General features: G+C 41.1%; 16 protein-coding genes. 5 read left to right on the top strand and 11 right to left on the bottom strand.

Annotation, left to right across the window (positions count from 1 at the left end; translation table 11 throughout):
- Window positions 1–280 precede the first annotated feature (280 nt).
- The gene (cuyA, locus tag ACVCDT_RS12340) at window positions 281–1,276 is read left to right on the top strand and encodes a D-cysteate sulfo-lyase (RefSeq protein ID WP_447133091.1); all 996 of its coding nucleotides are present in this window, start codon (window positions 281–283) and stop codon (window positions 1,274–1,276) included.
- Between the two features lie 479 nt (window positions 1,277–1,755).
- On the opposite strand, the gene ACVCDT_RS12345 is transcribed toward cuyA, so the two are convergent.
- From ACVCDT_RS12345 to zapE, 4 genes are all read right to left on the bottom strand, one after another.
- Window positions 1,756–2,064, bottom strand: coding sequence for a hypothetical protein (locus ACVCDT_RS12345; protein ID WP_447133092.1), 309 nt, complete (start codon window positions 2,062–2,064; stop codon window positions 1,756–1,758).
- A gap of 118 nt (window positions 2,065–2,182) precedes the next feature.
- Window positions 2,183–2,797 carry a PEP-CTERM sorting domain-containing protein gene (locus ACVCDT_RS12350; protein WP_447133093.1) on the bottom strand — a complete coding sequence of 205 codons (615 nt, stop codon included), beginning with the start codon at window positions 2,795–2,797 and terminating at the stop codon, window positions 2,183–2,185.
- Between the two features lie 625 nt (window positions 2,798–3,422).
- Window positions 3,423–4,145, bottom strand: coding sequence for a YebC/PmpR family DNA-binding transcriptional regulator (locus tag ACVCDT_RS12355; RefSeq protein WP_447133094.1), 723 nt, complete (start codon window positions 4,143–4,145; stop codon window positions 3,423–3,425).
- A gap of 113 nt (window positions 4,146–4,258) precedes the next feature.
- Window positions 4,259–5,365 (bottom strand): cell division protein ZapE, encoded by a 1,107-nt coding sequence (gene zapE / locus ACVCDT_RS12360; RefSeq protein WP_447133095.1) that lies wholly within the window; start codon window positions 5,363–5,365, stop codon window positions 4,259–4,261.
- Window positions 5,366–5,550: 185 nt separating this feature from the next.
- Here zapE and ACVCDT_RS12365 point away from each other — a divergent pair, with 185 nt between their 5' ends.
- The 3 genes from ACVCDT_RS12365 (at window position 5,551) to ACVCDT_RS12375 (ending at window position 8,570) form a co-directional block, all read left to right on the top strand.
- Window positions 5,551–5,985, top strand: a complete 435-nt coding sequence (locus ACVCDT_RS12365; RefSeq protein WP_447133096.1) for a ZapG family protein — start codon at window positions 5,551–5,553, stop codon at window positions 5,983–5,985.
- Window positions 5,986–6,109: 124 nt separating this feature from the next.
- Window positions 6,110–7,420 (top strand): DegQ family serine endoprotease, encoded by a 1,311-nt coding sequence (locus ACVCDT_RS12370; RefSeq protein ID WP_447133224.1) that lies wholly within the window; start codon window positions 6,110–6,112, stop codon window positions 7,418–7,420.
- Window positions 7,421–7,523: 103 nt separating this feature from the next.
- Complete coding sequence (locus ACVCDT_RS12375; RefSeq protein WP_447133097.1) at window positions 7,524–8,570, top strand: trypsin-like peptidase domain-containing protein; 1,047 nt, start codon at window positions 7,524–7,526, stop codon at window positions 8,568–8,570.
- Window positions 8,571–8,666: 96 nt separating this feature from the next.
- Here the strand turns inward: ACVCDT_RS12375 and murA are convergent, their stop codons facing one another.
- From murA to ACVCDT_RS12410, 7 genes are read right to left on the bottom strand one after another with little or no spacing between them, the layout of a single operon-like run.
- Window positions 8,667–9,929 (bottom strand): UDP-N-acetylglucosamine 1-carboxyvinyltransferase, encoded by a 1,263-nt coding sequence (gene murA / locus ACVCDT_RS12380; RefSeq protein ID WP_447133098.1) that lies wholly within the window; start codon window positions 9,927–9,929, stop codon window positions 8,667–8,669.
- A gap of 59 nt (window positions 9,930–9,988) precedes the next feature.
- Window positions 9,989–10,246, bottom strand: coding sequence for a BolA family protein (locus tag ACVCDT_RS12385; protein WP_447133099.1), 258 nt, complete (start codon window positions 10,244–10,246; stop codon window positions 9,989–9,991).
- Window positions 10,247–10,272: 26 nt separating this feature from the next.
- Complete coding sequence (locus ACVCDT_RS12390; RefSeq protein WP_447133100.1) at window positions 10,273–10,578, bottom strand: STAS domain-containing protein; 306 nt, start codon at window positions 10,576–10,578, stop codon at window positions 10,273–10,275.
- Window positions 10,579–11,229 carry an ABC transporter substrate-binding protein gene (locus tag ACVCDT_RS12395; RefSeq protein WP_447133225.1) on the bottom strand — a complete coding sequence of 217 codons (651 nt, stop codon included), beginning with the start codon at window positions 11,227–11,229 and terminating at the stop codon, window positions 10,579–10,581.
- A gap of 29 nt (window positions 11,230–11,258) precedes the next feature.
- Entirely contained in the window at window positions 11,259–11,726 is a 468-nt protein-coding gene (mlaD, locus tag ACVCDT_RS12400) for an outer membrane lipid asymmetry maintenance protein MlaD (protein ID WP_447133101.1), read from the bottom strand.
- Between the two features lie 11 nt (window positions 11,727–11,737).
- The gene (mlaE, locus tag ACVCDT_RS12405) at window positions 11,738–12,517 is read right to left on the bottom strand and encodes a lipid asymmetry maintenance ABC transporter permease subunit MlaE (protein ID WP_447133102.1); all 780 of its coding nucleotides are present in this window, start codon (window positions 12,515–12,517) and stop codon (window positions 11,738–11,740) included.
- Window positions 12,514–13,314 (bottom strand): ATP-binding cassette domain-containing protein, encoded by an 801-nt coding sequence (locus ACVCDT_RS12410; RefSeq protein ID WP_447133103.1) that lies wholly within the window; start codon window positions 13,312–13,314, stop codon window positions 12,514–12,516. Before ACVCDT_RS12410 ends, mlaE begins: the two co-directional genes overlap by 4 nt.
- Before the next feature lie 411 nt (window positions 13,315–13,725).
- Between ACVCDT_RS12410 and ACVCDT_RS12415 the strand changes: the two genes are divergently transcribed.
- The gene (locus tag ACVCDT_RS12415) at window positions 13,726–14,682 is read left to right on the top strand and encodes a calcium/sodium antiporter (protein ID WP_447133104.1); all 957 of its coding nucleotides are present in this window, start codon (window positions 13,726–13,728) and stop codon (window positions 14,680–14,682) included.
- Window positions 14,683–14,685 lie beyond the last annotated feature (3 nt).

Below are 14,685 nucleotides of genomic sequence, written 5' to 3' on the forward strand. Positions count from 1 at the left end.
AATTTGCCTTGAACTGACGTTGAATTGTTTTGAAAGCAGACGCGAACCTTTGGTGTTGGCTTGCGTTGCTACTTCTAGTTTGAACTCTCTACTGTATGCAGACATAAAACCCCCAGTAATTGGAATGTCCAACTATTGGGGGTCACTTCACTTGAGGGCTTTTTATTGGGTTTAGCGGAACTATGCTAAATAAGTTTGACGCTTTTCACCCCAATCAGCATTCGATATAGTTTGCGCTCACTTTGGTAAACCTAAACCTTCACAATATTTTGAGATTGATATGCAGTCATTACACAGTTTTCCTCGCGTTTCGTTAGGCCATGGCCCTACTCCTTTAGAAAAATTACCCCGATTGTCTGCACATCTTGGGGTGAATATATGGGTAAAACGTGATGACTGTACTGGCTTAGCTGGCGGCGGCAATAAAACCCGAAAGTTAGAGTTTTTGTTGGCTGATGCGCAGCAACAAGGTGCAGATACAATTATTACCTTAGGTGGACTGCAATCAAACCATGCTCGGCAAACTGCCGCGGCAGCAGCTAAATTAGGGTTAGATTGTCAGTTAGTATTAGAAGACGTTAAAGGAGCGCCTCAGCAAGATTATTATCACAATGGCAATATACTGTTAGACCAAATATGTGGGGCCACCATTCATAAAGTCGCACCAGCCCAAAGCAGCGAACAAGTGCTAAAAGCTTTAGTTTCAGAGCTAAAACAGCAAGGAAAACATCCCTATGTGATCCCTATGGGAGGCTCGAACGCCCTTGGCAGTTTAGGTTACGTGGCATGTGCAGAAGAAATAGTAAGCCAAAGTGCCAGCCAAAAGCTGACTTTTGATCACATAGTTTTAGCCAGTGGTAGTGCCGGTACCCAAGCCGGATTGTTGGCCGGGCTTATTGCGCAGCAACAAAGTACCGCAGTTTTAGGGGTATGTGTTAGTCGGCCTGCCCAAGAGCAAGAAGCCTTAGTTTATGCTTTATTGCAACAAACTTTAGCCTTGTTAAAGCTAGATGAGCCAAACAGCCAGAGTAAAGTAAAAGCCAATGGCGATTACGTTGGCCAAGGGTATGGAATATGCACCCAGTCTATGCTCGATGCAGTACAACTAGTCGCAAGACTTGAAGGTTTATTATTAGATCCAGTTTATACCGGTAAAGCCATGGCGGGTTTAATCGCTTTATGCCAACAAGCTGTGTTTAAACCCCAACAAAATATTTTGTTTTTACACACAGGCGGCAGCCAAGGATTATTCGCTTATAGCGAAGTGTTTAAGTAACTTATATCTTCAGGCTAGTCTGGTTAAATGCCCATATTAAATAAGTCGTTTAATAATACCCAAGGTAGTTAGGCATTTCAGAAACGTTATTTCGCAAGTAAGGTGTTTAACGCAACCTTCGATTGTCTAATTTTGCCAACAACCGTCATTCCCAACTCGATTGGGGGTCTCTGCTTGGTGCCAAAAGGGGCAATTGAGCTTTTGATCAATCAACGTATCTGCCCTTATCGATTTGGTCCTGTTGATTTCAACGAACTCGACCCTGCAGGAATTAATCAACTCTCCAGGTCTTTACAGCCAATTCAGACATCCATTTTTGATAATCATTTACAGAATTTAAATTCCATTTTTCAGATTCGGATACTTTTTGGGCAAGTTTGTCACCAAAGCGGACTAAATAATTTAACGGGTTGAACGGTAAACTTGGTGAAGAATGATACTTTTCAGCGAACCCCCGCAGTTCTTATAGGCTGCTGGGCCTACTGTATTCCATGGCTGTTTTCGTGCCGATTCCCTGCGCCCCCCTCTTTTGAAGCACCAAAAGAGGGGAAAAGTGCTTCGCTCCGCAAACTTTCTAAATCCGAATACAAAGCTGCCTGAAGTGGAACTGGCGCGAGGTAGCGTCCGTGCAAAGTGCGCGCCTTGCTCAAACATCCTGTTTTCTCATTCGACAAGCCAGCTTTTAATTCGGGAAAGTTAAGTCGCTGGGAAGCAGAACTTCGTTTGGCTAGGGATTGAATATTTGATTGATTGCCCAATATTAAAAAAAATTTAAAACGGATCTGCATTGTAACCCCTTAACTACTTTGGATTGCAGAGTCTAAAAGAGGAGATAAAGCTAGGGGGAAACTGAAGGCTGATTGGTAGAAAAACGCTTATTTCAAAAGCGCTTTTCTACCTTTTTTGTTACGCTTGAAACCGTCTACCCAATACGAAAAGACCCAATCCCAATAGTAACAGTGAACTAGGTTCTGGCACTTCAATCACAGAACGGAATAACCAAACACCAGTGTCACTAAGGGCACCGCCGTTATCACCCGTGCCACCATTAAAATTATTTACAAAAACATCATTGTTGCTACCACGAACATTTAATAATCCTGCTTGCCCATTGATTAATTCATCGTCTAACCAACCTGTTGCATTCGTTCCGGACCACGTAGTTCCCAAAAAATTTGTGAAGTTCGTCACTAGAGACGAAGTTGAAGCAAAAGTTTCATTTGAGGCTAAAGGAAAAGAAGAAGTAATTGTTGGAAGTGAAAATGCATCTAATAGGTTTTGCAAGTCCGCCAAGTTGGCGAGTTGAAATCCAAACCCAGAATAATTGTTTAGTGCCGTTTCAATGTCCATACCAATAGAAGTGCTAATGTCAAGCCATTCGATTACATCGCCTCCATCTAGTTCAATTTGTGTTAAATCGTCTGTAGAAAATAAAGTTGACGTACCTAACAAAATAGGAGTGGCCTGTGAATTTGATAAAACAAAAAAACTTATAAATGCTAAAACTTTTGTTATTTTCATGACTATAAATCCTCAATAGAAAAATTTTGAAATTATGCTTCATTACTTGTCGAGTACAATTAAAAAAAACTTAATTTTTACTAATATAAAAATACATAGTGCCTTGTATTTCCATTTTTGATATTTATTTTAAGAATAAAAATGGTCAAATAAAAAATTAAATTATTTAGTGTTTATTAAACAAGACAATGTACAAGCAATTTAGACGCCAAAATATTTATTTCTATGTATTTCAATGTGTTACTGTATTGTAGTCAATTCAGTGGTGCTCATATGTAAAAGAAACTGACAAACTTACAGAGATAGCCATAGTGAAAATTGGTTAGTCACGCAGACTAACCGATGTGTTTGGTAGATAAAAACCGTATTAGCAAAGCATTGTTTATAATACTCCAGACGATCCTTTCACTGCCCGCTTTTAGGCTGTGAGCTGCCTGTCAGACAACTTCAGCTCGACGTTGCCTTATGGCACTTTTCTGAAGGCCATTGATTAAAGGCTAAGGTCCGCTCCTCGCTCATTGCCGACATACGGTTCATACAAAAATGCCCTCTAAATAAATAAGCCCCACCAAAGGTAGGGCTGTTTTATTAATCTTAGTCGTTTAAATTTGGTTTAATTTAACGCCTAACGTTCGACAACCGCGTTGTGATACACATCTTGTACATCGTCACAGTCTTCTAGCATGTCCATAAATTTATCGAACATAGGTACATCATCGCCGCTAACCTGAGCTTCGGTTTGTGGAATAAAGGTGATTTCGTCCACGTCAAATTCAATATCGCCTAAGTGTTCAGTCAAAGCTGTGCGTGTTGCGTTGTATTCGGTATGAGGTGCATAAACTGTGATAACGCCGTCTTCTAATTCTACTTCTGTAACATCTACGTCGGCTTCCATTAGTAGTTCTAAAATGGCGTCTTCGTCATCGCCTTTAAAAGCAAACACAGCTTGGTGGTCAAACATATGCCCTACTGTACCTTCTACCCCAAGTTTAGAGCCGGTTTTGGTAAAGCAGTTACGTACATCGGTAATGGTTCTATTGTTGTTGTCGGTTAAACAATCCACTATCACCATGCAGCCACCTGGGCCAAAGCCTTCGTAACGTGCTGGTACATAGTCTTCACCAGCGCCACCTGCGGCTTTATCTATGGCTTTTTCGATAACATGGCTAGGAACTTGGTCTTTTTTGGCTTTTTCAATTAAGCGTCTTAGTGACAAGTTTGCTTGTGGGTCTACACCACCATTTTTCGCACAGACGTAAATTTCTTTACCGTATTTAGAATATACTTTGGTTTTTGCCCCTGCGGTTTTGGCCATGGCCACTTTACGCACTTCAAACTTTCTGCCCATTTGGTTATCTCTTCTATTTAATTTGTTGCATTCAATTTGCAGTTTTTATTTATGCTGGGATTTTACCGATATTCCACGCAGATAACAAAATCAATCGTGGGCTCTCCCAGTTTTTAAGGAATATGTTGAGTGGCTAAATATTCATGCGACTGCATTTCTTTTAAGCGACTTAAGCAGCGTTTAAATTCAAAATTTAATCGCCCTTGGGTATAAAGGGTTTCCATAGACACTTCGGCCGACATAATGAGTTTTACATTACGTTCGTAAAATTCATCTACCATGGCGATAAAACGTCTGGCAATATCGTCTTCTGCTTCACCCATTTGTTCTACGTTGGCAATCAGTACAGTGTGATACAAACGACTGATCTCCATATAATCAGATTGGCTTCGTGGTCCATCACAAATGGCTCTAAATTCAAACATAACTACCCCATCAGCATAGTGCAATGCGGGTATCATTCGCCCTTCAATTTCTATGCTGCGGTTTTGCGTGCCCAATTCGGGAGCCAACTGTTTAAAATAAATATGTAGATTGGCATTAGCGTGTTGATCTAGAGGATGATGATAAATTTCGGCTTGCTCTAATGTTCGCAAACGATAATCAACCCCACTATCTACATTTACTATGCGGGTATTTTGATTAATTAGTTCTATGGCAGGTAAAAAGCGCGCGCGTTGTAAACCGTTTTTATATAGTTGGTCGGGCACAATATTGGAAGTGGCCACCAAGACTATGCCATGCCCAAATAATTCTTCCATCAAAGTGCCAAGGATCATGGCATCGGTAATATCCGACACAAAAAATTCATCAAAACAAATCACTTTGGTTTGTTTAGCAAAGTTTTTGGCTATCACTTTTAATGGATCAGACTCACCAGATAAGCTTTTTAGCTCTTGATGTACCCTGTGCATAAAGCGATGAAAATGAATGCGCAACTTTTTGTCAAAAGGTAAACATTCGTAAAAGGTATCCACTAAATAAGTTTTGCCACGTCCTACTCCGCCCCAAAAATACAAACCTTGGATAGAAGGCTTGCGCATGCCTTTTCCAAAAGCACTTTGTAACTTTACCCGCCACGTGACTTTTTGTTCTGGGTGAGTCAGTTCGTCGTAAAGACGTTGCAGCTCTTTTACCGCATTTTCTTGCGCTGCATCATATAAAAACTCTGGATCTTCTAGATCAGCTTGATATTTCTGCCAAGGCGTTAGCTCAGTCATTCTTGAGGGTGTGTCCTTTTTGATTATGTGTGAAATTTCGCACTTGAATACAAATAAAATGCCCGCATAAGACATGCTGCGCGTATAATAACAAATATTGTATTCTTGCTCATGGTCATTACTCAACATATTCTTGGTTTGAGTAAGATTGTTAAGCAATAACAGGTTTTAATTTAGGAGTGGTTATGGATTGGTTAGTGGGTTTATTGTTATTAATAGTGGGTGGAGTAATAGGCTTTTTTGTTGCTAAATATGTCAAAAACGAAGCAGTTAGCGAAACAGAAGACGTGCAAAACGAACAAACTTTGCACGAAATCATGAGCCAGCAGGCTACTCAACATGTGCAAGAAAGCAAACAAATACTTGAAAATTTACTTGGTCAAACCCACAGTCTAAAACAACAGATAGAAAACTATGAACAGCTTCTGATCAGCCAAAACTCTGGGGCTGAAGGCAGTTCGTTAAATTATTACGGCGAGCATGCCAGTGCTTATTTACGTAACCAAAGTAAAACTGCATCACGTGAAAAAGCGCAGGCAGATGTACAGCCGTTAGATTTTTCTTCACAAAGTTCAGGACTTTTTTCGGGTAGCGAAGACAACAAAGTAAAAGATTCTTAGTGATGAACTTTTAGAAGGCCTAAAGAGTCTGTGTATTGTTTTTAAATTGAGATGTTGGAGATAACCATCAATGAATAAAGTAACACATCATTTTTTAGTCGTTTGCTGTTTAGTGCTGACAAGCATGTCGGCAAGTTTTTCAGCGCAAGCAGCCTTACCTTTTTTTGGCAATGATAAACAAGAGGTGCCTAGCCTGGCACCTATGCTAGAAAAAGCCACCCCAGCGGTAGTGAGTATTTCGGTAGAAGGCACACAAGTATCGCGCCAACGCATACCAGAAATGTTTAGACATTTTTTTGGTGGTCCTAATGAACAAGTGCAAGAGCGTCCTTTTAGAGGCTTAGGCTCGGGGGTCATTATTGATGCCAAAAAAGGCTATGTGGTCACCAATAACCATGTGGTGGATAACGCTGACGAAATCACAGTTAAGTTAACCGATGGCCGAGAGTTTAAAGCCAAAAAGTTAGGCTCAGACGAACAAAGTGATATTGCTTTATTAAAAATTGAACCCGATAACCTTACCGCTATTCCTCTGGCTGACTCTGATCGGTTGCGTGTAGGTGATTTTGTGGTGGCTATAGGTAATCCATTTGGTTTAAACCAAACTGTTACCTCAGGAATAGTCAGCGCCTTGGGACGTTCTGGATTAAATATTGGTGGTTATGAAAACTTCATTCAAACCGATGCAGCCATAAACCGTGGTAACTCTGGTGGCGCATTAGTGAGCTTAACTGGCAGCTTAGTGGGGATTAACACAGCTATTTTTGGTCCTAACGGTGGCAATGTGGGCATTGGTTTTGCCATTCCTTCCAATATGATGAAAAGTTTAGTGGATCAAATCATAGAGTTTGGTGAAGTGCGCCGAGGCTTGTTAGGCATTATGGGCCAAGACATAGACTCAGGCCTAGCCGAAGCCATGAACTTAGGTGCCACTCAGGGTGCATTTGTAAGTGAAGTTTCACCCGAATCAGCTGCTGAAAAAGGCGGAATTTTAGCTGGCGACATTATTATTGAAATTAATGGCCGCCCTGTATCTAGCTTCCAAGAATTACGCGCTAAAGTTGCCAGTAAAGGAGCTGGAGCTGAGCTTGATTTAACCATTTTACGTAAAGGTAAAAAAATCAAAACTCAGGTAACCCTTGGTGATGCAACTCAAACAGTGGTTGCAGCTAAAGAAATTCACCCTGCTCTTGAAGGTGCCACGCTAACCAATGGTAAAACGCAGCAAGATGATAACGGTGTAGTCATTTCTGAACTACAAGCGCGCTCTCCTGCCGCTCGCATTGGTTTAAAAGATGGTGATGTGATCATTGCGGTAAACCGTAAAAAGGTCGATACCGTTATGCAATTGCGCAGCGAATTAGAAGACGCCAAAGGGGTCATAGCCTTAAACATTAAACGCGGATTAACCTCTTTGTATTTAGTGATCCGTTAAGCAATCAATAAAATAGCGGCAATCCAATAGGTTGTCGCTATCAACCCTTGGATTTCGATGTTATTATTTTGTCTATCTGACGTATTTATAATGTTTACAATCCGTGCTTAAAACCTTTTCATTTTTTCTCAAGTCGGTCCTAATAGGTGTCATTATTTCATCTATTATTTTGTTGTTAGTGCCTGACTTACGCCAAGGCAGCGGCCTGCCCTTAAACCTATTTTCTCCTCAAGAATCGTCTAAAAAATTAAGCTTTAATGCTGCGGTTAATGCTGCAGGGCCAGCTGTGGTAAATATTTATAGCCAGAGCATAGAAAACGCCGGTTATAATAGACGCCAAGCCATTGAACGCACTAGCTTGGGTTCTGGGGTAATTATGAGTAGCAATGGTTATATTCTTACCTGTTACCATGTGATTGCTAATGCCAAATTAATTCTGGTTGGTTTACAAGATGGCCGTTACGAAGAAGCACAAATATTAGGTTTCGATCGTTACACCGATCTGGCGGTACTAAAAATTCCTCTAGATAACTTACACCCTATTCCTCAGCAAGCAGAGCCTAATACTATGGTTGGCGATGTGGTATTAGCCATAGGTAACCCTCTTAATTTAGGCCAAACCATTACCCAAGGCATAGTGAGCCGCATCAGCAATAATGGCCTAGCCAATTATGTGGATTTTGTGCAGACAGACGTGAGTTTAAAAGATGGTAACTCTGGCGGCGCCTTAGTTGATAGCGAAGGGGTACTAGTAGGTATTAACAATGCCAACTTTCAAACTCGTGTTAGCCGTAACCGCGTAGAAAACGTTGATGGTGTAGCCTTTGCCATTCCTTATGTAGTGGCCAAAAAAGTCATGGATGAAATTGTTGAAACCGGCAAAGTCACTCGTGGTGTTTTAGGTTTTGTGGGTGCCGATATTAATACCGAAAGCGGCATCGTAGTGAACGCTGTAGGTCAGGGTAGCCCGGCTGAGCGTGCTGGTTTACAAGTCAATGATGTGATTTTAGCGGTAGACGGAATTCCAGCAGATAGTATTCGTAAAACCTTAGAGTATATTTCTAGCACCCGTCCAGGCACCCAAATTGAGGTTGAAGTAAGCCGAAATAACCAACCTATAAAGTTAACTATGACGGTGGCAGAGCTATAATTTTTGGCGTGGTTAAGGCAAAGCTTAAATCTTTAATTAGCTGAGCGCCCTTATGCAAGGGGCGCTAACAAATAATATGTTTTGAGTGAATAACCTCTAGGCTGATATACGTTTGATATTGGCACCTAGACCATTGAGTTTTTCTTCAATATGTTCGTATCCACGATCAAGATGGTAAATACGATCTACCACAGTTTGCCCTTCAGCCCTAAGCCCAGCTATCACTAAACTGGCTGAAGCCCGTAGGTCGGTGGCCATCACTTGCGCGCCTTTAAGGTAAGATGAGCCACTACATACTGCACTGTTGCCTTGTAGTCTAATTACAGCGCCCATGCGTTGGAGCTCAGGTACATGCATAAAACGGTTTTCGAAAATATTTTCGGTGACTACACCTGTACCTTCAGCCAAACAATTTAAGGCAACAAATTGCGCCTGCATATCGGTAGGAAAACCAGGATGCGGGGCGGTTTTAATATCAACACTTTTGAGCGGCCTATTACCCATATCTAACTCTATCCAGTCATCTCCTGTGGTGATATCTGCTCCGGCTTTACTCAGTTTATCTAGCACGGCTTCGAGCGAATGTGGCGCGGCATTTTCGCAACGTATTTTTCCACCTGTCACTGCTGCTGCAATTAAAAAGGTGCCGGTTTCAATGCGGTCGGGCAATACCTGGTAAGTACATCCGTTCAAGGCTGGCACACCTTGGATCACTATTTTGTCTGTTCCAGCATGCTCAACTTTAGCGCCCATAGCATTTAAACAATTAGCTAAATCAACAATTTCCGGCTCTCTTGCAGCATTTTCTAAAATGCTTTGGCCTTCGGCTAGGGCTGCTGCCATCATTAGGTTTTCCGTTGCTCCCACACTGACCACATCCATAAAGATGTGCGCACCCTTTAGTTTTCCATCTACGCTGGCACGAATATAACCATTGTCTACCTCAATCTGAGCGCCCATTTGTTCTAAACCTTGCAAATGCAAATTAACTGGACGCGCGCCTATAGCACAACCACCTGGCAAGGAAACATTGGCTTGCCCAAATTTGGCCAATAAAGGCCCCAGCACTAAAATTGACGCGCGCATGGTTTTGACCAAGTCGTAAGACGCATTAAAGTTATTTATCTTACTTGGGTCGATAACCACAGACTGGCCGTCTTGGCGATAGGCTTCGGCTCCTAATTCTTGTAACAATGCCAAGCTAGTAGAAATATCTCTTAATTCGGGCACATTGTTAAAATAACAGCTGGAGTCGGCCAAAATGCTCGACATTAAAATAGGTAAAGCGGCATTTTTTGCCCCAGAAATTCGCACACTTCCGGTTAGAGGCGGGCAGGCTTCGATTAATAATTTGTCCATGACGGCACTCTATATAGATAAAAAGGATAACAAGGATGGAAGCAAGAAAGGCAAAACAGCTATTGTGGCAGGTTAAACATTTTTTCCCGTTTCCACTGACTTTCAGTGAAAGTTTTAATTGAAACAGCGTGCATAGTACCTTCGGCAATTTTTTCAGCTAAAGGCGCATAAACAAATTGTTGTTTTTTAACACGACTCATAGTGTCAAATTGGTCACTCACTGCTATAACCTGAAAATGCGAGCCATCGCCTGTTACATGCACTTCTGCCAAATTTAAGGTTTCACGCAATAATGCTTCAATTTGTGAATTTTCCATAAAGTCTCTCAATAATAAATGGGCGGCTATTGTACCGATAAAAACTGATCTACGTCGCTTATTTTTGCCAGATTTAGCAAGGTTTTAGGTAAACCTTTAAGCTGGCAGCTTATGCCTAAGGCCCGTGCCTGCTTTAACCCATTAATTAACCATGCCAGACCTGCGGTATCTACGTGTTGAATATCTTGCAAATCAATTAAGCATTCTTGAGCATTTGCCACTTTATTCGAGGCTAAAGGCAAGTTGGGAATAGTGGGCACAGTGTGACGGTTTAAATCACCCGACAATACAATATGCCCTTGTGCATTTTGGGTGAGACTCAACTTAGTCAATTACCTATCCTTTAGCTTAGTGTCTAAGTTAATAGGTTTGTTAATGGTGTCTTTCATCAACTCCATGACTTTATCTAAACCATCACGACGTAAAATCGATTCAAACTCACTTTGCTTGCTTGATAACAAACTAATACCTTCGGCCACCATGTCGTAGGCTTTCCATTCGTTAGTTCGTTTATTTTTACGCAGCTTAAACGCTAAATTGATGTCTGGGCGGTTAGGATCTTTTACTATGGCACGCACAGTCACAGCAGTTTCATTGGTGACATCGCGAACAGGCTGAAACTCTACTTCTTGGCCATTGTAATAGGCCATAGCTAATGCATAGGTGGTAATTAAATAAGAGCGAAACACCCCAATATATTCAGGGATCTGAGCTCGAGGGACTTTTTTGTAATACTTGCCCAACACTTTAAGCGCAGAAAAGTTGTAATCTATGTAGGGTAACAACTCTTCTTCCATAACTTTGCGCAGTAATTCAGGATCCTTTTGAATATCACTATGTTCGCGTTTGATGCGCGCAAAGGTTTTGGTGGCGACTTCTTCTAACATCACATAAGGATTTTCTGCCTGCGAAGCCTGCACCTGAGTTGTACCTAAGGCGGCAATCATGACCAATACAATCAAGGGCGCAACTAATTTTTTTATCACTATATCTCTCCCACTCACTAATTAGTTTAGCCGTCGTTGCTGCTAAATAAAAATTGTCCAATTAAGTCTTCTAACACTAAAGCTGATTTTGTGTCTTCTATGTAGTCACCCTGAGCGAGGTTTTCAACACCATCAATGGCAAAGCCCGGCTGAAACCCAATATATTGCTCGCCTAATAAGCCTGAAGTTAAAATTGCCACTGAACTGGTTTCAGGAAATTGATTAAACTCTGAATTAATTCTTAAGGTGACCAAAGGAGTAAAATCACTATTGTTGAGGGTAATACTTTCTACACGACCTATAGTTACCCCACCGACTTTCACAGCCGAGCGTACTTTTAGTCCACCTATGTTGTCGAACTTGGCATATAGAGTATAAGTATCAGCCGTACTCGTCATACTTTGACTGGCTACTTTTAGCGCCAGCATTAAACCTGCTGCTATGGCTAACAAAACAAATATGCCAACCATTAATTCCGCTTTTCTAGATTTCACTGTTGATTCCTCTACTCAATTCCAAACATTAATGCGGTTAATATAAAATCTAGCCCTAAAACTGCTAACGATGAAAACACTACAGTTTCTGTAGTAGCTTTACTGATCCCTTCTGAGGTTGGGATAGAGTCATAACCTTTAAAGGTTGCAATCCAGGTAATCACAAAAGCAAACACCATGCTTTTAATGATGCCATTAACCACGTCTTTATCCCAATCAACGGTTGACTGCATAATCGACCAATAACTACCGTGATCAACCCCTAACCAATCAACCCCAACTAAATGCCCACCTAATATACCTACGGCACTAAAAATCAGGGCTAACAATGGCATAGAAATAAATCCTGCCCACAATCGCGGCGCTATCACTCGGCGCAGTGGATCGACTGCCATCATTTCTAAACTGCTTAACTGTTCTGTGGCTTTCATTAAACCAATTTCAGCGGTTAAAGCTGAGCCCGCTCGTCCGGCAAACAGTAAGGCGGTCACTACTGGTCCTAATTCTCGCAAAAGCGACAAAGCCACCATTGGTCCTAAGCTACCTTCGGCACCGTAGCCCACTAATATGGTGTAACCTTGTAGCGCCATTACCATGCCAATAAATAATCCCGACACCACAATAATTAATAAAGATTGCACCCCAACCACGTATATTTGTTTGATGGTAAGAGGGACTAATTTTAATGGTTGGGGTTTTGCAATTAGGGCACCAAACAACATAAAAGTTGCGCGTCCAAAGGTGGCAATTTTATTTAGGGTGTTAGCGCCTAACTCTATGGTCCAATTCATTTCTCATTCCCTAAAAAAGCGTCTTCTATACTGGAAGCTGGGTAATGGAATGGGACTGGGCCATCGGCCTGTCCTTGCAAAAACTGCTGCACTAAGGAGGAGTCACTGTTTTGTATTTCTTCTGGTGTACCACTGCCTATTACCCTTTTGTCGGCCAAGATATAAATGTAATCGGCTATGGTTAGCACTTCGGTTACATCATGGGTCACAACCACACTGGTTAATTGCAAGGCATCATTTAACGCTTTGATCAACTTAACTAAGACCCCCATAGAGATAGGATCTTGGCCAGCAAATGGCTCGTCGTACATAATCAGCTCTGGATCTAGGGCTATGGCTCTAGCTAAGGCTGCTCTGCGGGCCATACCACCAGATAATTCAGCAGGCATTAATTGTGCTGCACCTCTTAACCCTACCGCTTGTAACTTTAATAACACTATGGTTTTTATGATGGACTCAGAAAGCTGAGTGTGTTCTCTAAGTGGAAAGGCAATGTTGTCGTAAACTGACATATCAGTAAACAAGGCACCACTTTGAAATAACATGCTCATTTGCCTACGTACCGAGAACAACCGAGAACGCGACATCTTAGGAATCGACTCACCCTTAAAGCGAATATCCCCTTGGTCAGGGTTTAATTGCCCACCTATTAATCTGAGCATAGTGGTTTTGCCTATTCCACTTGGGCCCATAATAGCGGTGGTTTTACCCTTTTTAATTTGCAGAGAAATATCGTCGTAGATTATTCGGCCACTTCGACTGAAAGTAAGGTTGTCAATTTCAATCAAATTTTCCATTTATTTAAAAGGTTCCAATTCGGTTCTACCTTATTCAGATTAAAAGCGCATGCTTACGACATGCTATTGTATTCGTTTTCTTGTGTGAATAACAAAGAGAAAAAGTAACAAGTTATAATTTTAAACACATTATTTAAGGTGCTTGGCTGCGGCTTGATACAATCAAAACAAAACTTAGCTGAACATTAACTTAACCGAGCTTTAAAATTAACTATTGGGTAAAAATTATTAACTTATTATAACCTTTACCCTAATCTGCCGACACTTATAAAAAGGATTGTTACTTGGTTTCTGCTAAATTGGTTCATATATGTACAAAAGAACGCAAAACAAAATAAAAACTTGCGAACTTATTTTATTTTCTCATTGGTGTGAGACAATTACCCTAATCAAAATGAAAAGTGAGTGTTTGTGATTTTAGAAGTTTGTCTTTTCCTGGTCTGGTTAGTCATTTTAAGTTGGGCTGCAGATAGATTTGTATTTGGTGCTTCAGCCTTAGCCAAAAACCTTGGTGTTTCTCCTATGATTATAGGTTTAACCATAGTGGCTATGGGCTCATCAGCACCTGAAATAATGGTGGCGGCTACCGCTTCTTTTAATGGTGCAACCAACACAGCTGTGGGTAATGCGCTAGGCTCAAATATTACCAATGTTGCCTTAGTACTTGGTTTGACCGCTTTATTTAAGCCCTTGTCTATTGCTTCGGGCGTGTTAAAAAAAGAAATGCCGGTGTTGCTTTTCTTTAGTTTATTAGCGGTATATTTTTTATCCGACTATAGCTTAACTCGGATTGAGGGCATTATTCTTATTAGCTTTTTCTTTTTGGTAATAGGTGGGCTAACTTGGATGTCTTTTCATATGGAATCTGGCGATCCCTTGCAACCCGAAACAGAAAGTGAAATTCCCTCGGGCGTGCCTACCTCTAAAGCCATTATGTGGTTAGTTGTTGGCATGATTTTGCTGCCCTTAAGTGCCCACTTTATGGTGGAATATGCCTCAAATATTGCACGCTTCTTTGGCCTAAGCGAATTAGTCATTGGCTTAACTATTATTGCGATAGGTACCAGTTTGCCTGAGTTAGCCGCTTGTATTGCCGGGGTAATAAAAAATGAAGATGATTTGGCTTTAGGCAATATTATTGGTTCAAATATTTTTAATTTATTAGCGGTGCTAGCTATGCCAGGGCTGATTGCCCCAGGTGTAATTGATGCCAATGCTGCCACCCGAGACAGCTATGTAATGCTGGGATTAACCCTATTACTATTGATGTTTAGTTTCCATCTAAAGGGCAGCCGCCGTATTAATCGTATTGAAGGATTAGGATTAGTTGCCTGTTTCTTTGGTTATCAAGTTTTATTATTTAGTTAATAT

The organism is Paraglaciecola aestuariivivens, from assembly GCF_052983255.1.